Annotated in this window: 18 protein-coding genes; 5 read left to right on the top strand and 13 right to left on the bottom strand. The window is 62.1% G+C overall.

Going from position 1 to position 18160, the window contains the following annotated elements; translation table 11 throughout:
• Positions 1-44: 44 nt before the first annotated feature.
• Positions 45-413, top strand: a complete 369-nt coding sequence (locus tag CKO42_RS11950) for a hypothetical protein (RefSeq protein WP_200244144.1) — start codon at positions 45-47, stop codon at positions 411-413.
• A gap of 355 nt (positions 414-768) precedes the next feature.
• Here CKO42_RS11950 and CKO42_RS11955 read toward each other — a convergent pair whose 3' ends face one another.
• From CKO42_RS11955 to CKO42_RS11975, 5 genes are all read right to left on the bottom strand, one after another.
• Complete coding sequence (locus CKO42_RS11955; protein ID WP_200244146.1) at positions 769-1722, bottom strand: Rpn family recombination-promoting nuclease/putative transposase; 954 nt, start codon at positions 1720-1722, stop codon at positions 769-771.
• Positions 1723-1808: 86 nt separating this feature from the next.
• The gene (locus tag CKO42_RS11960; protein ID WP_242479334.1) at positions 1809-3509 is read right to left on the bottom strand and encodes a vWA domain-containing protein; all 1701 of its coding nucleotides are present in this window, start codon (positions 3507-3509) and stop codon (positions 1809-1811) included.
• A 36-nt stretch (positions 3510-3545) separates the two neighbouring features.
• Positions 3546-4640: an AAA family ATPase gene (locus CKO42_RS11965; RefSeq protein WP_200244151.1), complete on the bottom strand. Its 1095-nt coding sequence runs from the start codon at positions 4638-4640 to the stop codon at positions 3546-3548.
• Positions 4637-5701, bottom strand: coding sequence for a hypothetical protein (locus tag CKO42_RS11970; RefSeq protein ID WP_200244152.1), 1065 nt, complete (start codon positions 5699-5701; stop codon positions 4637-4639). The genes CKO42_RS11965 and CKO42_RS11970 overlap by 4 nt, the downstream gene beginning before the upstream one ends.
• A gap of 390 nt (positions 5702-6091) precedes the next feature.
• Positions 6092-6970, bottom strand: a complete 879-nt coding sequence (locus tag CKO42_RS11975) for a trypsin-like serine peptidase (RefSeq protein ID WP_200244155.1) — start codon at positions 6968-6970, stop codon at positions 6092-6094.
• Between the two features lie 440 nt (positions 6971-7410).
• Here CKO42_RS11975 and CKO42_RS11980 point away from each other — a divergent pair, with 440 nt between their 5' ends.
• From CKO42_RS11980 to CKO42_RS11995, 4 genes are all read left to right on the top strand, one after another.
• Entirely contained in the window at positions 7411-7692 is a 282-nt protein-coding gene (locus CKO42_RS11980; RefSeq protein ID WP_200244313.1) for a type 2 periplasmic-binding domain-containing protein, read from the top strand.
• A 299-nt stretch (positions 7693-7991) separates the two neighbouring features.
• Positions 7992-8930 (top strand): TonB-dependent receptor, encoded by a 939-nt coding sequence (locus CKO42_RS11985; RefSeq protein WP_242479335.1) that lies wholly within the window; start codon positions 7992-7994, stop codon positions 8928-8930.
• Between the two features lie 20 nt (positions 8931-8950).
• Positions 8951-11404, top strand: a complete 2454-nt coding sequence (locus tag CKO42_RS11990; RefSeq protein ID WP_200244157.1) for a putative bifunctional diguanylate cyclase/phosphodiesterase — start codon at positions 8951-8953, stop codon at positions 11402-11404.
• Positions 11405-11490: 86 nt separating this feature from the next.
• Complete coding sequence (locus CKO42_RS11995; protein WP_200244159.1) at positions 11491-11970, top strand: chemotaxis protein CheD; 480 nt, start codon at positions 11491-11493, stop codon at positions 11968-11970.
• Positions 11971-12014: 44 nt separating this feature from the next.
• Here CKO42_RS11995 and CKO42_RS12000 read toward each other — a convergent pair whose 3' ends face one another.
• From CKO42_RS12000 to CKO42_RS12035, 8 genes are all read right to left on the bottom strand, one after another.
• Complete coding sequence (locus CKO42_RS12000) at positions 12015-12449, bottom strand: DUF29 domain-containing protein (protein ID WP_338034907.1); 435 nt, start codon at positions 12447-12449, stop codon at positions 12015-12017.
• A gap of 107 nt (positions 12450-12556) precedes the next feature.
• Entirely contained in the window at positions 12557-12916 is a 360-nt protein-coding gene (locus CKO42_RS12005; protein WP_200244162.1) for a succinate dehydrogenase assembly factor 2, read from the bottom strand.
• An 80-nt stretch (positions 12917-12996) separates the two neighbouring features.
• Positions 12997-13722, bottom strand: a complete 726-nt coding sequence (locus CKO42_RS12010; protein WP_322826386.1) for a succinate dehydrogenase iron-sulfur subunit — start codon at positions 13720-13722, stop codon at positions 12997-12999.
• 24 nt (positions 13723-13746) lie between these two features.
• Positions 13747-15522 carry a succinate dehydrogenase flavoprotein subunit gene (sdhA, locus tag CKO42_RS12015; protein WP_200244165.1) on the bottom strand — a complete coding sequence of 592 codons (1776 nt, stop codon included), beginning with the start codon at positions 15520-15522 and terminating at the stop codon, positions 13747-13749.
• Positions 15523-15527: 5 nt separating this feature from the next.
• Entirely contained in the window at positions 15528-15869 is a 342-nt protein-coding gene (gene sdhD / locus CKO42_RS12020) for a succinate dehydrogenase, hydrophobic membrane anchor protein (protein ID WP_200244166.1), read from the bottom strand.
• Positions 15866-16240, bottom strand: a complete 375-nt coding sequence (sdhC, locus tag CKO42_RS12025) for a succinate dehydrogenase, cytochrome b556 subunit (RefSeq protein WP_200244167.1) — start codon at positions 16238-16240, stop codon at positions 15866-15868. Before sdhC ends, sdhD begins: the two co-directional genes overlap by 4 nt.
• Positions 16241-16503: 263 nt before the next feature.
• Positions 16504-16908, bottom strand: coding sequence for a hypothetical protein (locus CKO42_RS12030; protein WP_200244168.1), 405 nt, complete (start codon positions 16906-16908; stop codon positions 16504-16506).
• Between the two features lie 130 nt (positions 16909-17038).
• The gene (locus tag CKO42_RS12035) at positions 17039-18145 is read right to left on the bottom strand and encodes a glycosyltransferase (protein ID WP_242479336.1); all 1107 of its coding nucleotides are present in this window, start codon (positions 18143-18145) and stop codon (positions 17039-17041) included.
• Positions 18146-18160 lie beyond the last annotated feature (15 nt).

The following is an 18160-nucleotide window of genomic DNA, read 5'->3' on the forward strand; positions in this document are numbered from 1 at the left end:
TGCCATCATGCTGTAATTCCGAAACTCAACCGGACAGACCCCAGATGGAATTCTTTGCCACGGCCCGATGCAGCTTCACCCCTGATCACCTCCAAGACCAGGTCACCGGTCCAAGACTCGCCGAACTCTGCGCGTCGATCGACCGGGTGCTGGAGTGGTCGGATACGCAGGATGCCGGCGAGATCTACTGCCTCTGGGGGCAGTTCGCGGTAAACCGCGAGCGCATCCGCGACGGGCTGCGCTTTACCCTACCCGGCTGTCCGAATGCGCTCGCCTGGACGATCACCGCAGCCCCGGAGGGCACCTTGATCCACTGCACCATCAACCGCAGCGAGCATGATCCAGATTTCATCGCGTCGATCGAGGAGTTCGTCGCCGATTGGGTGCAAGGGCTGGAGCGGCAGTCAGCATAGGAGGACTGAACAGCTCAGCGCGAACAGCCGCCAAGCAAACCTTGATTTCCCGTCTCTCAAGTTTCAAGCTAGCCGCTGGCTAGGGACGAAATTCGGCTTCATGCCGTGTGGTACGTGGGTTTCGATCCGCGGACCCTATATCCCCGGCCCCCTCAACTTCTTCTCCAAGGCATCCAAAGTCAGCGGCTTAGCCTTGCGCTAGAACGCCCCGCATCGCCCATCGTGGAGCTGATCCAGCTCGCGAATCTCACCGACCTGATGCGAGACTCACCTGATACTAGGTCAGCATCAGGTAGCGGTCCTACCGACGTTCGTCGAAACACAGTAGCGCCCAAGGGTCGTAGGCAGTTGGCTATCAATCGGTTTTCGGACCACGCAGCTGAGCCTTGAGCCGCTCAATCTCGGCTAAAGCATCTTCTTTGGCGGCACGCTCCTGCTCTGCACTTGCTTGCGCCTGTTCTGCGGTTGCTTGCGCCTGTTCTGCGGTTGCTTGCGCCTGTTCTGCGGTTGCTTGCGCCTGCTCTGCGTCTGCCTGCGCCTGCTCTACAACCGCCTGCGCATGTTCCAAACGAAGCCGCGCCTGTTCGATCTCAGCTCGCCGGTCGTCGAGCTCTTCTTGGATACTGGCCTGCTGGCGCAGGTAGTTCTGGCGCGCCTGGTAGGCGTGGTAGGCGCGATCTTTCTCGGAAAAGCCTTCTAGGGTGCTCATGGCTTGCTCCATCTCGGGGGTGTGCATCCAGGGCGGTAGCGCGTCACTGTCGAGCTTGCTGCCGTCTTTGAAAAATTTTAACCACCGCTCCTGCTCGTTTTGGACCAGCTCAGCGTGAAACTTGTTCAGTTCCGCCAGCCAGATACCGCCATGGGCAACGAGACAACGGCCACTCGCATCGCGCAGGCGGAAGTCATGCAGGTAGACATCGCTATCGGTGAGCAGATCCTCGGCTAGCAGCCAGATCGCATAGGTGGGCTTGAGCTTGGTATAGGGCTCGCCGCTGCTCAACTGGGAGCTGTAGAGATCGGCCCAGCCGTAGCTGATGCGCGCCGGCAGATCGCGATAGATCAGCAGTTGGATCTCGATCTGGTAGAGCTGCCCGGAGTCGTCGCGGGCCTTGACGTCGACGATGCTGAGCTTGTCGTCGAGAAATTCGCGCTCGTTGTAGGGGTTGAGGATCTCGACCGAACGGATCGGAGCCGGTAGTTCCGAGCCGAGCATGGCGTTGAGGAAGTGGATCAGCAACGCACGGTTGGTCTCGGCGCCGAGCAGGGCCTTGAAGACGCAGTCGATCTTGGGGTCGATAGGATGGCGCATGCTGAGCAGTCTAGCAGAAGGACGACGAGCACCCATCCGGGCGAACGCTCAGGATTGACGCAGCTGTGCATCAATACCGCGTAGTGCTATTCGAGAACCAACTTCCGCCCAAACGGATGCCAGGCATTAGCGTTGACAGCCGGCACGGTCCAGATCACCGGATAGCTGGGCTTGTATTCGGCAGGACCGTCGAGATCGGTGAGGAACACGGCGATATCCGGGGCATAGCGCTCGGCTTCGCGCAGCAGCGGGCTGAAGTCGGTGCCGCCACCACCCTCGAAGGCGAGTTCGCGCAGGTTGGAGTGGCCGGGCTCGAACTGGGCAATGCCGGTCACGCGATCATCGCCAGCGATGATGGTGAGCCCAGCTTCGAGGCGGCGACTGATGGCCTCGATCTCGCGCGCGAAGCGCTCGAGCAACGACGGGTCGATGGAGCCAGAGAGGTCGACCATCACCACCAACCGCGGCACCGCGCGCGAGGCGGTGCGGCCCGGCTCCCAGGGCAGTCGCTGACCGCCGGGGGTACGGCCCTGATTGGCCAGATAGGAGCGCGACGGACGCGACCAGGATTGATCCGGCGTGCGCGCCAGACCGCGGGTGAGCAGCGTGCGCAGCAGGTGCTCCCAAGGCGTGCGCACCTTGGGCAGGTCGGCAATCAGCTCGCGCAGCATCGAGTGGGCGCCGTCGCCGGCGTGGGCGCGGATCAGCCGCTCACGCCATTCGCGCGCCTGTTCGGCCTCTTGCTCGGGACGTAGCTCATCGTCGGCCGGCAGCAGGTCACGCGGCGTCTCGGCGCCAAGCCAGCGCGCGCGGCTAGCGCGCGTGCCATCCTCGCGCGCAGCATTCGGCGCAGGATTTGGCTCAGTCTCGGTCTGCTGCGTTGTTTGTGGCGCTGACTGCTGCTTTATTTGCTGCACGCGTTGCTGCGTCGCCTGCCCTGCTAGCCCTTGCGCCTGCGCTTGTTGCACAGCATCGCGACCAGGGCGGCCACTGCGCTGACCACTGTTGCCGTCTCGCCGAGGGTTGCTGCGGTTTTGATCGCCGGTGCCCCCTTGCAAGCGCGGGCGTCGGTCATCGATGGCACGGTAAAGCCGCTCGAGATCCCATTCGAGCAGCGCCGCAGCCGGACTCTGCTCGCGATGCAGGGTGCTGGAGAGCAGCCCTTCGAGGGTGACCGCTTGGCGCGGCAGCTCGAGCCAGGACAGATGTCCGAGGGTGCTGTTGACGATGGCATCGGCGCAGAGATTGAATAGCTGCGGATCAACATCACCGATCAGGCGCGCAAGTGCCCGCTCGCGTTGCGCGTGCTGCAGCGCGACATGCAGCACCTGATGCGCGACCTGGCCGATCTGCTGCGGCAGCGTCAACGCTTCGAAGGCCGGAGTATAGAAGATGGTTCGGCCATCATTGGCGATGCTGGCCGTTAGGCCGACCTCGGCCTCAACCGCCCCGCGCTCAGTCAGCCTGCTGCGAGACCTATCCTCAGTCGCCCCGCTGCGAACAGCATCCTCAGCCTCAGGTGCTCCGCCGCGAGAGGTACCTTCAGCCGCCCAGCCGCGAGAGGTATCCTCAGCCGCCCAGCCGCGAGAGCCCTCTTCATTCGCTCCGCTGCGAGCGCGATGCTGAGTGTTGGCTAGACCTTCTAGACCTACACCCTGCTGCTGACCCGGGAGCGCATCGACATCCTGATGACGAATCCAGAGCGCGAGTCCACCGGTCGAAGGTGCGTACTCGACCATCTTCTGGATCGCGCGGGTACCGCGATGGGTATGAAGGGATGCTTGCATCGACGGGGATACGGCTGAGTCCAGACCAATCGCAGACTAGCCACTGAGCCCAGCCTGCTCGCGCGCTTCGCTATAGCGCCGATAGGCAGGACTCTCGAGCACCGCACCTTCGAGCCCGGTCTCGAGCGCGCGCTCTAACAGCAGTTCCATCGCCAAGGTCTGCGCCTCACGGATCGGCAGTGGCTCGCGGGCTGGCGCATCCGGCAGCTGCTCGATGATGGCCAGTGCGCGAGCCATGCGCTCTGGGTCGCTCGCCGCCGCCAGCAGCGCATAGATCATCCCGTAGAGTGCATCCAGGTTTGTCGGCAGCAGCGCCGCGGTGGCCTCGCCCGGCTCGGCCTCGAGCAGCGCGACCACATCGACGCCGGCCTGAATCTCCTTGAGCACACCAAACAGCTCGGCGGCATTGGCGGCGCCGATCCGGCCCTGCACGAAGACCCGCTTGGCCTGCTCGGAGAGGCCCGAGCGCAGCACGTTGGAGATGTCCTCCCAGCCGCGAGGACTGGCACCGATCAGGTGGTCATTGGCAAGCTGCGTCTGGGTGTCGTCGAGCTTGTCCGGGCGCACCTTCAGATAGGCCATCACCTCGGGTGCAAAGCCCTGCGCGACGGCATAACCGAGGAAGGCGTCGATTACGGTCTGGACGTTGAAATGGAACATCCGATCCGCCAGCGCGGTGCCCATGTCGTGGCTGACGGCACCGTGGAAACTGGCATTGCCGGCCGCCACCACCTGCCAGCCATCGGGCAGCAGGTAATGACCCACACGCCGATCTAGGATCAGCGAGTAGGCCGAGATCTGTAGCCGCTGATCGGCGGCCGTCAGCTCATCGAGAAACAGGATGCCCTCGGGTTGATCAGCGGTCGGCAAGAACTCGGGTGGAAACCAGACCGTCTTGGCCTGCTTATCGTCGGCATAGATGGCGCCGCGGATATCGACCGGCTCGATGGTGGTGAGGCGCAGATCGATCAGCGGAACGCCGAAGTGCTCCGCGACCTGACGCACGATCGATGACTTGCCGACACCGCGTGTGCCCCAGAGCATCGAGGCACGATGGCGTAGCACGGGCTCAGCATATTGTTCGATGAGCGCCTGCTTGGCCGCGGCAATCGAGACCGGCGGGATATTCATCCGGCCTCGGCACCTTGCACAGAGCGCCGCTCTAGGCGGCCTTTTCCGTCATCGATAATCCAGTCGCGGCCAACCAGGCGGCGAGGCATGGGTGGAATCTCGATCACCGGCAGCTCACGCATCATGAAGATACCGATCAGCAACATCGGTGGCGCATGGAAGATGAGCATGCGCGCGAGTGAAGCATCCTCGAGCGAGAACAGCTGGATCAAGGGTGCCGAGCCCATCAAACCGATACCGATGAGTACAGGGATGGCACGCTGAAAGGTGACACGCCAGCGGGCTGACTGCCAGCGTGCATGAAAATCGGCCGGATCACTGCGTAGGGTCTTCGCAAGATGGCTGACGGCCCGCGAGAACTTGGACTCGGCGTCTGCAGTCCGCTGAGGCTCGTCGGCAGCAATGCGCACGCTGCCGCGCCAGAATTTGCCCAGCGGGCGCAGAGGACGCCAATCCCAGCCCAATACCGCAAACAGGTCGGCCGGCACTTGAAGATGATGCTCTGCCTCGCCGTCCAGCTCGATATCGGCTGGCATCTTGCGTCCGGTTTTGGCGTTCAGGGTCAGCACCGTACCTTCGGCGCGCGCCTCCGCAGTGGTCAGCTGCAAACGCCAATGGGCTGGCCGATGCTCGCTCGCCGCCACCGGCTGCAACCGATAGCTCCGGGCAATGTGGACGCCTTCAACGGCAATGATCTGCCGCTCGACCGCAATCGCCTCGACCTGCTCCAACAGCAGCCCGGCATCGGGCCCCTCGATCTCGAGCGTCGAGCTGAGCCCGGAGTCATCGGTGAGGATGCGGCGCAGGCGGAACTGGTCGGCTTCAGGATGCTCTAGGATCAGGCTTTCGGTCAGCGCTTCGCCCGCAAGCGGCAGGTCCGGATGGCTGACGGGCTTAAAGTTGAGCCGGCGCAGGGCGCGATCGCTCGCGGCGAGATCGACCTGTCGACCCCGGCGGCTAAAGGGCGCAACCAGTTCGAGAATCTGATGATGGGTCAGCGGAATCGGCCCGGTAGACTCGGCTCCGACTGCGGCGGGCGGGGTGACGACAATGCGAACCATAACGACAAGCTCGATCCAGATGAGGTTGCAGGATGATGACGATACACGGCTTCAGCATCAACGGCATCCCCGCTTTATCCCTGAAAATGCTGTGGATTCCTATTCACCAAGAGCTTGGCTGCTGAGCGCTAACCGTGGAGCCGCCAGAGCGCCTAAGACTGGGCGGTATCGCGACAATGCGATGATCAAGTCGACAACATCGCGCTCGACGCATCATCCTAAAAGAGCATTTGAACCGCAGATTACGCAGATTAACGCAGAGATTTCAATACGCTGTCACTCATCACTGCGTCATCTGTTGGGTAGCCTTACTAAACCCACTAGATCATTGATTTATAACGTTTTAGCCTGTGCGCATCTGCGCCATCCGCGGTTAATTAGAATCATCGCTCATGGCCAAGCCTCCCAGTTAGCCAAGGGCGCCAGGTTCACGGCCATATTCGAGCGCGCCCCATGTCGGGCATTGAGCCCATAGACAACGCTGTGGATGCCGACCACGCGGCCCTGATAGAGTACGGGGCCACCGGAATCGCCTGGACAGAGCGAGGGCGCCTGGTCTGACTTCTGACCGGCTTCAGTATAGAAGTTGACCGCATCGACCCGAATCACCCTTGTCCAGCCCGAACGGCGCGCGGCCGAGGATCGGTTGCTGACTCGATGCAGATCGGCGCAGCCGAAGCCGACGAGCTCGACCTCTGCGCCCGCCGCTAGCGGTGTGAAATCCACTTCCGCGACGGGGATCTCCGGGGTGGCTGTGCGCAGCCGAATCAACGCGATGTCAGGATAGCGCTCAGCGAAGTGGTAACGCATGCGCAACCCCTGCTCAAGCTGTTCGGCCGGCAACGCCGACGCCATGCTGCTCAGCTCAGCGAGACGCTGCCGACGATAGTCCGCCAGCTTTGCCAATCCCTCCCGGTACGCATCCGGCAACAGGATGTCGTCAACGACGGCAGTCATCGCGCCCTTGTCGCTCAGCTGCTGCGGGGCATTGTCGAGCGATATCTCGGCAGCGGGCCGAAACGCCGGCATCAGCTCGCCGCTGCGCGCATCGACCACGCAATGCGCGGCGGTCAGCAGGGTCTGCGGGCCGATCTTCACAGCGCTACAGATGAACCGTTGATCAGCACGGAGACTCAGCACCTCGGGATGACGCTGCGCGCTATCCTCGCTTCCGCCGCTCAACGCCAAGGCAGCGCCAGCGATCAGCAGCCAAGCGCCGAGTCCGACGCGTGCGAGACGCAAGGACCTGCTTGGATTATGGATGGCCATCAGCGGTCATCATGGAAGCCGATTGAGCAGCGCAGGCTTGCACACTATCACCAGTCATCAGTAAAGTGCATACCAGCCCAGGGTTAAATGAGATGCAGGCATGCAGTCCCTTGCAAAGGGCCGCCTGATAGCAGGCGCCATGCGCACTTCAGCCCTTACTGAGTCGGAGCTGCCAGGATGTACCCCAGCCAGTGCGGATAAAGGATTGCTCGAACACCCTCCACGGGGTGCGACGTGCGCGTTGTCGGTCATTAGCACCCTGGACGGCTCGCACCGCGACTCAGTTCCCCCGCATACAGTGGCCGCAGGTCAGCGCCCTGATCTTAGCCCTATGCTTCAGCCTTTCTGCGCTGAGCCTGGCACAGGCGCAACAGATCATTGTCAACGATGATGTCGCGATCAGCGACATTGACCGTAATCGTGCACGGCTGATCTTCACCATGCGGATCAACCAATGGTCCGATCAGCTGCCGGTCGCCGTCTTCGTCCTCCCCGACGAGGCCCCACTGCACCAGGCCTTCGCCAAAAGCGCCCTTGGCGTCTTCCCCTACCAGCTCAGACAGACCTGGGACCGCCAAGTCTTCTCTGGCACCGGCCAGGCGCCACTCCAGGTTGCCAACGAAGCAGAAATGGTCCAGCGCGTTCGCCAAACACCAGGCGCCATCGGCTATGTTGGCCAGCCCCTGAGCCTGCCCGGGATCAAGGTCGTCGAGGTGAAATAGCCGTGGACTTACGCAGCGTTCTCACAACCTGGATCTTGCTGCTCGCGGCTAGCAGCAGTGTCGCCGACAACTTGGCAGGGCCTCTTGTAGATCAACCACTTGCGGATCAACGACTTGTAGATCAACTGCAGCTGCATGGGTTCGCCAGCCAGGGGGCGCTCAAAACCTCAGCCAACCGGTTCTACGGAGACAGCCCAAACACCTCGTTCGACTTCACCGAGATCGGCTTGAATGCGTCTTGGCGCCTGAATCCACGCCTCAGGCTGGCGGGACAGGTGCTCTACCGACGAGCCGGTGAGATGAGTGACGACGAACCAAAGGTCGATTTCGCACTCGCGGATATCATCCTGACCACCGGCGATAGCTACCGTGTCGGGACCCGGATTGGCCGCATCAAAAACCGCCTTGGCCTGTATAACGAAACCCGCGATGTGCCCTTCACCCATCCGGGCATTTTCTTGCCACAGGTCGTCTATTTCGACAAGGTCCGCAACCTGATACTGTCCGCGGACGGTATCTACGTCTATACAGATCTCTACCAACCCTTCGGCCTCTTTTCGGCGAGTCTGGCGACCGGATTGCCCGTGATCGACAAGAATGTTGAAACGGCGTACTTGTTCGGCGACCTGCCCGGTGATCTCGGGCCGGACGAGAACAGCTGGCTAGCCAGCCTCTGGTATTACTCACAGGACGAACGATTGAAGCTCGGCTGGAGCGGTGCCGCAGTCTCGCTGGAGTTCGACCCCCAGCAAGGCAGCCCACTGCCGATCGGGCCGGGCACGGTCGACATCCTCTACTGGATTGCATCCGCCCAGTACAACACTGAGCGTTGGAGCTTTACCACCGAGTACATGGCCGAGCCCATGCAGTGGCGGGGATTCGGTCCCATGCGCCCAGATCGGGACGCCACCGCCGAGGGATACTATGCGCAAGTCACCCATCGCCCCCTGCCCAAGTGGCAGCTGATGTTGCGCTATGAAGAAGGTTTCGGTGACCGCGCCGACCGCGATGGGCGCAAGCTCGAGCAGCAGACCTTCGGCCTCATACCGGCGAAGGCCACCTCATCGCGCATTCTCACGCTCGGGCTGCGCTGGGACCTCAATCAACAATGGATGCTGAAGGCCGAGTATCAGCGCCACATCGGCAACTTCATCCTGTCTGAGATCGAGAACCCCGACTTCGGCAGCTTTGAAAAACACTGGGATCTGTTTGCGATTCAAGCCGCATTCAGGTTTTGAGTAGGTCGGCAGGAGGCCATTTGCACAAGCCATTCGCAACCGACCTCAGTGCTGAGCGCCGCCCCTTCTTCGGCCTCGGTTGGAAGGTGCTCATCGGCATCAGCCTCGCGCTGGCCATCGTCATTCTGTCGCTGACGCTTTACTCCCGCAAGGTCCTGGTTGACCAATTCGAACGCAGCCAAGCCTATCTACGCCACCGCCAGACCGAACACTTCGCCAGCCTGATCGCGGATCGCTTTCAGCAGATGGCGCGGTTGGCCAGCATGGTGCCGCGCCTAGAATCCCCAGCCATCGACAGCTCGGCGGCAGATCACCTCCGCGACGCGCTGCAGGTCGATGGCACCCTGCTCGACCTCGAGTGGGATATTCGTTCAGTTCACTGGATCAAGATCGGTGGCGCGTCGCTCTCACTCTGGCCCTCGGAAGGGCTACCACTGCCGGCGTCTTTGCTGCGCGAGGTGCAGCAACATCCAGAACAGATCAGCGAGCATATCCTCTGCAGTGAAGATACCTGCCGCCAATACTTGGCCTCGCCGGTGCTCTGGGACGGCAAAACCGCCGGCAGCCTGGTACTCGGGCGGACCATGGCAAGCATCCTGTTGGCGTTCCGCGAGCTGACCGATTCAGATCTCGCCATCGCGCGGCCTGCTGACGCGGCTCAATCAAGCACAGCCTCAGCAGCGCCCCCGCTGCAGTTCTTCGGGGCGACGCAGGCCGAGCAAGCACTGCCCTTGCTGCAGTCAATCCCGACCGCCGCCTTACTCGCCAGCAGCTCGCAGGCACCCTTGGCAATCCAGCTCGGAGGCGATTGGTATGAGGTCTTTCGCATCGATCCGGCGGACAGCGGGCTGATCGGCTTTGTTATCAATCGGATCACTGACGCACGCCGCAGCATCAGCCAAATGTCGCGCAATAGCCTGCTGATCGGCCTGCTCGGTCTGCTCGTCGCCGAGGCGCTGCTACTGCTCATCATGCGCCGCCCCATCAACCGCATTCGCACCTTATCGCGACTGCTGCCCTTGCTGGCAGAGAACCGTTTCGAGACCCTCGCTGATCAACTCCAGACCGCCCAAAGCCCGACCGGTCTGCGCGACGAGATAGACGAAACCATCGATGTTGCACTGCGTTTGAACCAGCGCATGGCGCACATGCAGGCCGAGCGCGAGACGGCACAAGACGAGCTACGCTGGCTTGCCGATCACGACCCGCTGACCGCGTTGCTCAATCGTCGGCGCTTCGACCAGGAGCTGACCAAGATCATCGAGTTCACCGAGCGCAACCAGGGCCGCGGCGCCCTGATCTTCATCGACCTGGATAATTTCAAGGACGTCAACGATATCAGCGGGCATCAGATCGGCGACCGCTTACTGAAGCGGATCGGCAAACGGCTGAAAGCCTGTCTTAGCGCAGACGACAAGATCGGCCGCTTCGGCGGCGACGAGTTTGTGGTGCTCGTCGCCACAGCCACGCAGGAGCTGGTGCTGGATCTGGCCGAGCAGCTCCAAGAACGCATCCACACAACGTGGGTGCGAGCCAAAGGTCACCGACACCAGGTCTCTGCCAGCATCGGCATCGTGCTCTTCCCCGATCATGGAAACGACCCTCAAACGCTGATGGCCAATGCTGACCTGGCCATGTATCAAGCGAAGGCGCAGCATCGTCAACGCTGCCACCTCTACTCGAATCAAGACACCGCCCGCGCCGCGGCGAATGAACGCGTGCTGTGGAATCGAGCGATTACCGAGGCGATCAAGGTCGGCCGGCTGCGGCTGTTCTATCAACCGCTGATGGCGCTCCCCGAGCGAACGATCTGGCGCGCCGAAGGCCTGTTGCGCATGCAGCTCGCCGACGGGCGGCTCGCGAGCCCAAATGAGTTCATCCCCATTGCTGAGCGCAGCGGGCTCATCAACGCCATCGATCGCTGGGTCATGGCCGAGGCCATTCGCGTCCTGACCGAGCATCCTCACCTGTCGTTGAGCATTAACCTGTCCGCAAAGGCACTGGCCGACACCTCGATCGAGGCCGAGCTCGCACGCTTACTGCGCAGCTCGCAGGTCGATCCGCAACGGCTCACGCTCGAGATCACCGAGACGGTTGCGATCGACAGCATCAGCGCTGCGGTGGAGCGGATCAAGAGCATGCGCGCCCTCGGCTGCCACTTTGCATTGGATGACTTCGGCAGCGGCTTTGCCTCTTACGCCTACCTGAAGCAGCTGCCGGTGGATGACGTGAAGATCGACGGCAGTTTTATCCGCAACTTGGATCGAAACGCGGAAGATCGCATCTTCGTCCAGGCGACGACCAAGATGGCACACGCGATGGGCAAGAAAGTGGTCGCGGAATTCGTCGAGTCAGAAGCCATCCTTGAGGTACTCTTCGAGCTCGGCGTCGATTTCGCACAAGGCTACTTCATCGGCCGCCCAGCGCCGGAGCCACCGACCGCTGCGCAAACACGCGCAGCGCTGGCAGGATAGCAGCCCCGCGCAAACACCGATGAACCACATGAGGAGCAATCAGCATGGAGCACATCTAATGGAACGCATCTAATGGAACGCATCTAATGGAGCGCATCTATCTGTTACCCGGCGAATACCATGTCGCCCAAACGCCGTGCGAGCTTGCCACCCTGCTGGGAAGCTGCGTTGGGGTCTGTTTGCGCCATATCGACAAACCCTACGCCGCCATGAACCACTTTCTGCTGGCCAGGGCGCGTCCCGAAGACATCGACATCGGTCGTTATGGCGACCGCGCCACGGCCGCGATTATTAGCCTCATGCGCCGGCTCGACCCGACCGAAGGCGTGCTACGCGCGCAGCTCTTCGGCGGCGCCCAGGTCATCGATTCTCTCGTGCCGAAGAGCGACATCGGCCTCGCCAATATCGCGGTTGCTCGGCAGATCCTCGCAGCGCACCACATCCCAATTGAAGCAGAAGATGTCGGCGGCACCCGCGGCCGCCGCATCTCCTTCGATACCGCCACCGGACAGATCAGGGTGCAGATGCTCCAGACCGCGGCCGAGTTTGTCGCCGCCAATCGTTGAGCCGTCCTCAACAGCCAACTGATCAGCGTTCAGCGAACCGTTGATCAGCCGGCGCTAGGGCTAGGCCAGAACTCCTGATCGAAGAGCGCTTGTGCCTGATAAGGACAGTCTGCGGGAAAGCTGGACTTAGGGAGTCCGGTTTCGAAGCTCGCGAGATCAACAGCATCGGTATAGGCGTCGAGGATTTCTGCATCGACGAAACGCTTGAGACTCGGGCTATCCTTGAGCAGCTTCGCCAGATCCTTGCGTTGTACGCGAATGGTGCCCGCCCAGCTCGATGAGCGCTGATCCGGCTGGTATTGCCACTTGAGGAGATGACCAATCAAGATGCGCAGCCGCCGATAGAGCTCTCGACGCTCGTTGCCCATTTCCTGCTCCAAGGCCTCGGCCAGCTGCTCAATGTCGAGATCCTGTATGCGCCCCGCCTTCAGCAAGCGGCTTTGTTGCTCGAGCCAGGCATATCGATCAGGTGTTCGCACTGGTTCATTCATAGGCGTTGGCTTGCATAGGGCTTAGCTTGCATAGGGCTTAGCTTGCGGAGGGATCGTCTTGCCGAGGGTCGCCTTGCGGAGAACTCTCCTTGATGTCAACGCTCTGCGCCAGCATTGCTCGACGATGCTCGCGGTCCTTCGAGCATGCAGTCTTGAATCGCCGCAACCAGGCGACTGAGCGCGGGATCCGCCGGCACCGCCTGGCCGAGCAGCCAATCCTGCAGAATCTGGTCTTGATAGCCGAGCAGGCGCTCGAAGTCAGCGCTCCCGGCGGAGTCTAGCTCGGCATAGCGCTGATCCAAGAAGCGGTTCAGCAGCAGGTCGAGCTCAAGCATGCCGCGCCGGCATTGCCAGCGCAGGCGCTGGATCTGGCGCTCCAAGCCCAAGGCCTCAGCCTGAAAGGACCCAGCACGACGCTGAGCAAGAGAAGCCGCGCTGCCGCCACACTCACTCATCACTCATCACTCATCACTCATCACTCATCACTCATCACTCATCACTCATCACTCATCACTCATCACTCACCACTCACCACTCAAACCGACTGCTCGAGCATCAGCTCTTTGATCTGGCCAATCGCCTTGGTCGGATTCAGCCCCTTGGGACAAACCTCGACGCAGTTCATGATGCTGTGGCAACGAAACAGCTTGTACGGCCCTTCCAGCGCATCCAGCCGCTCCTCGGTGGCCTGGTCACGGCTGTCCGCCAAAAAGCGCCAGGACTGCAGCAGCGCCGCGGGGCCATGGAACTTGTCCGGGTTCCACCAGAACGATGGGCAGGCAGTCGAGCAGCAGCCGCAAAGGATGCACTCATAGAGTCCGTCGAGCTTCTCACGGTCTTCGGGCGACTGGCGGATCTCCTGCTCAGGCAGCGGATCTTTGCGGATCAGATAGGGCTCGACCGCGCGATACTGCTCGTAGAACTGGGTCATGTCGACGACTAGGTCGCGGATCACCGGCCGCCCCGGCAGCGGACGCACCTGGATCGGCTGCTTCAAGTCCGCGACCGGGGTGATGCAGGCCAGGCAGTTGGTGCCGTTGGCGTTGACGCCGTCGGAGCCACAAACGCCCTCGCCGCAGGAATGACGGAAGGCGAAGGTCTCGTCTTGCTCCTTGATCGCGAGCAGGGCCTCGCGCAGCATCATGCCCGGCGCGGCCTCGACCTCGAAGGTCTGCATGTAGGGCTTGGCGCCGGTGGCCGACGGGCTGGCGTTGGAGCCAGAGTCGCTATCGGGCTGGTAACGGTAGACGCTGATCGTGATGGACATGCGTGGTCGGTCCTCCTCTTAATAAACCCGCGGCTTCGGCGGAAAAGACTCAACCGTCAGCGGCTTGGTCCGCACTGGCTTGTAGTCCATGCGATCATCCTCGCGCAGATAGAGGCTGTGTTTCATCCAGCGCTCGTCGTCGCGCTCGGGATGATCGACGCGCGAATGGGCGCCGCGGCTCTCATCGCGGTGCAGGGCGGACATCATCGTCGCCATGCCAACATCGACCAGATTATCCAGCTCCAGTGCCTCGATCCGCGCGGTATTGAAGGTCTGGCTGTGATCGCGGAGGCGAACGCCCTCGACCCGCTCACGCAGCGCCTTGAGCTTCTCGACGCCTTCGGCCATGGTCGGCTGATCGCGGAAGACACCGCAGTGATCCTCCATCAACCGGCGGAGCTCGGCCTTTACATCCGCCACCCGTTCGCCCTCGCCTTGGCGCTCCCAGCGGGCTAGCCGTGCGATCGCCGGCTCAATGTGTGCATCGAGCATCGGTCGGTGATTCGGATGCTCGGCGACATAGCTCAGGATGTCGGTGCCCGCGGCGCGGCCGAAGACCAGGATGTCGAGCAATGAGTTGCCGCCCAGGCGGTTGGCGCCATGCACCGAGACACAGGCACACTCGCCCGCGGCATAGAGCCCAGGCACCACCTCTTCGGGTCCATGCCGAGCCGGCGCAACGACGCGCGCATGACGATCGGTTGGGATGCCGCCCATCGCATAGTGCGCGGTCGGGAACACCGGGATCGGCTCCTTGGCAGGATCGATGCCGAGGAACACCCGGCAGATATCGGTGATCCCGGGCAGGCGGTGATGCACGACATCGGCGCCAAGGTGATCGACCTTGAGCAGCACGTAATCCTTGTTGGGCCCGCAGCCACGGCCCTCGCGGATCTCGGTGACGATCGAGCGCGAGACCATATCGCGGCTGGCGAGATCCCGCGCCTTGGGCGCGTAGCGTTCCATGAAGCGCTCGCCCTCGCCATTGACCAGATAACCGCCCTCCCCGCGCGCACCCTCGGTGATCAGCATGCCCTTGCCGGCGACGCCGGTGGGATGGAACTGATAGAACTCCATGTCTTGCAGCGGCACCCCGGCACGCAGCGCCATCGCCATGCCGTCACCGGTATTGATGAAGGCGTTGGTATTGGTGCGGAACACCTGTCCATAGCCGCCGGTGGCGAGCAGCGTAGTCTTGGCTTCGATGATCAGCGGTTCGCCGCTCTCGATGTCTAACACCAGCGCGCCAATCGCGACCCCTTCATCGTCGCGAATCAGGTCAACCGCAAAGTACTCGTCGAAGAAGTGGGTCTTGGCGCGCAGGTTCTGCTGGTACAGCGTGTGCAGGATGGCGTGTCCGGTGCGATCCGCCGCCGCACAGGTGCGCGCCGCCTGCTCGCCGCCGAAGTTCTGGCTTTGGCCGCCAAAGGCACGCTGGTAGATCTTGCCGTTGTCGAGCCGCGAGAACGGCACGCCGGCATGCTCGAGCTCGTAGACGGTGGGGATTGCCTCGCGGCACATGGTCTCGATGGCGTCCTGATCGCCCAGGTAGTCCGAGCCCTTGACGGTATCGAACATGTGCCAGTGCCAATTATCGGGTAGCGCATTGGCCAGTGCGGCGTTGACACCGCCCTGGGCGGCCACCGTGTGCGAACGGGTTGGAAACACCTTCGAGACCACGGCGACACGCAGATTGGCGGCGGCTAGGCGCAGCGCGGCGTTGAGACCCGCGCCGCCAGCGCCAATGATCAGCGCATCGAAATGTCGGTGGGGAAGAGAGCGAGCAGCGGGCATAAGGATCAACCAATCTGAACCAAGATCAAGGCCTGCAGCGCCCAGAGGCCGGAGGCGAGGAACACCAGCGCGAACAGCGACAACAGCCCGACGCGCAGGCCAATCGGCTTGATATAGTCGATCAGCACATCACGGATGCCGACCCAGGCATGGGCCAGCAGCAGCGGGATGAAGACCAGTAGACTAACCGCCACCCAGGGCGAGCTTGCCCAAGCGGCCAACTGGCTATGGTCCTGCGGCGGCGCAAACGCAAAGTAGAGCGCTAGGTAGAGCCCGAACAGGCCCAGATAGACGGCGCTGACGCGCTGCACGAGCCAGGCTTTGAGACCAGAAGCGCGCCGGCTCATCGCAGCACCACCGCCCCGATCAGGGTCAGTGCCAAGGCGCTATAGAGTGCCGTCCAGGCGGTCTTGCGGGCGCTCGGACGGTCGAGCCCCCAGCCGAGATCAAGCGCGAGATAGCGGATACCGGCGAACAGATGATGGAGCAGCGACCAACCCAACAGCAGCAACACCAACTGACCTAGGGCGCTGTCCGCCAACGCCTCGACCGATGCAAACCCAGCGCTGCCGGAAAGGGCCTGCGCGAACACGGCGGCAAAAACCGGAATCGCAAGCACCATCAACAGGCCGCTAACGCGGTGCAGAATCGAGACGACGCCGGGTATCGGCAACCGGATACGCCAGAGCTCGAGGAAAACGGGGCGAGATTTGACCATGAGAGGCTCGATTGTCTGGGATAAGTCAGGCACGCGTTTGTGCAGCGCAACAAGATTAGCGGTTCGCGACCGCTAGTGGCAACCTCATCCTTGTCAGTGGTATCCCCGCAGCTTATCCAGAGACGCTGGCCGGAACAGTGAGATCCGCATAGGCGCTCTGGGACGCTAGCCGACATTGACGCGTAACGCAACACAAAAGCCCCGCGCCGCCAAGGGCGGCACGGGGCTTTTTTGCGCGGCCCAGAGCGGGCCACGGGGGGCGGTCAATCGAAGTTGGTGACCTTGAAGGCGTAGAACGGACTGACCCGCTGTTCCTCGGTCCAGCGCAGATAGGCATCGAACTGCTCGGCCATCTGCTCGCTCGGGAACGGCAGCACTTCAGCGGCGGGCTTGCCCTGCTCAAGGTCCCTCAGGGCCTCAAAGGCAGCCAAGCGGCTGAGTCCCCGCGACTTGGTCCAGGCCAGATAGTCGGCGAACTGCTTGGCCATCACCTTGCTCGGGAATGGGTTGGAGGCGGCATCAATCTGGTGCAGCTCCGAGGCCGTCACCACCGGGCGCGGGGTTCCAAACGCCGGCGCAGTCGAGTGGCCGGTTTCGGTTGCGGCTAGGTTTCCGGCCGCGAGCATGGCGAGGCTAAAGCCTCCGGCAATCAAGATTGGGTAAGACATCGTCGGTCGATCCATAAAGTTCGATAAGATGCCTAAGTATATTAGCGATTTCTAATTTATAGTCCAGTCTTCCTCGGGACTAAATTGAAACAAACGGTTACGAGATGTTTCCAAATGTCACAGCAAGGATTCAGGCAGCCTTCGGCCGTTTCCAGGTGTAGACCGCGGTCACCGCATAGTTCCAGACCGCACCGACCAAGATGCCGGCGAGCGCCGACAGCACCCAAAGCGAGTGGGTTTGAAAGATCCAGCTCGCGATGCCGACGTTCGCCAAGGCCCCAACACTGCAAGCCGCGACAAACGAGAGCCAGCCGCGGAGCATGTCCCAGCCGCGCAACCGCATGTCACTGTAGGTGAAGAGGTTGTTGAGGAAGAAATTGGTCGTCATCGCGACCAACGCCGCCGCACTCTGGCCGACCAGGAAGCTGGTGCCGAGCCCTTTGAAGCTGAGCCAGAGCACCAGCATGTGCACAAACACGCCGCTGCCGCCGATCAGCGAGAAGGCAATGAAGCGGGCCGGGATCATCGGACCGACCCACTTCTGGATCAACATCAGCAGGTACTCCCAGAGCACCGCCTCGTCCAGCTTGCTCTCGCCGGACTGCCGCGCGCGAAACTGGTAGGGCAGTTCGAGAAACCGCAGCGGCCGCGGATAGGTGGCGAACAGATCGAGCAGAATCTTGTAGCCAACACCGCTCAGTTCGCGCATGCATTCCTGAAGCACCTCGGCGCGGAGCATGAAGAAACCGCTCATGGGGTCCTTGAGGTCCGCCTTGATCAGATGTAGCCCGATGCGGGTCGCCACCCGGCTCATAGATGCGCGCTGCGCATCCCAGTCACCCACCTCACCGCCGGCGACGTAGCGGCTACCGATGACCATATCCAGCGGCTCCTTGCGGAGTTTCTCCAACATCGTCGGCAGCAGCGACTCATCGTGCTGCAGATCAGCATCGATCACCGCGATGTAGGGTGCCGAGGTCGCAAGCATCCCCTCGATACAAGCCGACGAAAGGCCGCGCCGGCCGATGCGTTGAATCAACCGCACACGGGGATCTTGGCAGGCGATCGCACGCACGCGCGCCGCGGTTCCGTCTGGCGAATCGTCGTCGACGAAGATCAGCTCCCAGTTCAGCCCACGCAGCACCGACTGCAGACGATCGACCAGGACGGGAACATTCTCTACCTCGTTAAAGGTCGGAATCACAACGGCGACGATGGGGGTTTGGCAGTCAGTCAAGGAGGTCAGGTCCGG

It is taken from the genome of Lamprobacter modestohalophilus (genome assembly GCF_016583905.1).
Taxonomy (GTDB): Bacteria; Pseudomonadota; Gammaproteobacteria; order Chromatiales; family Chromatiaceae; genus Lamprobacter; species Lamprobacter modestohalophilus.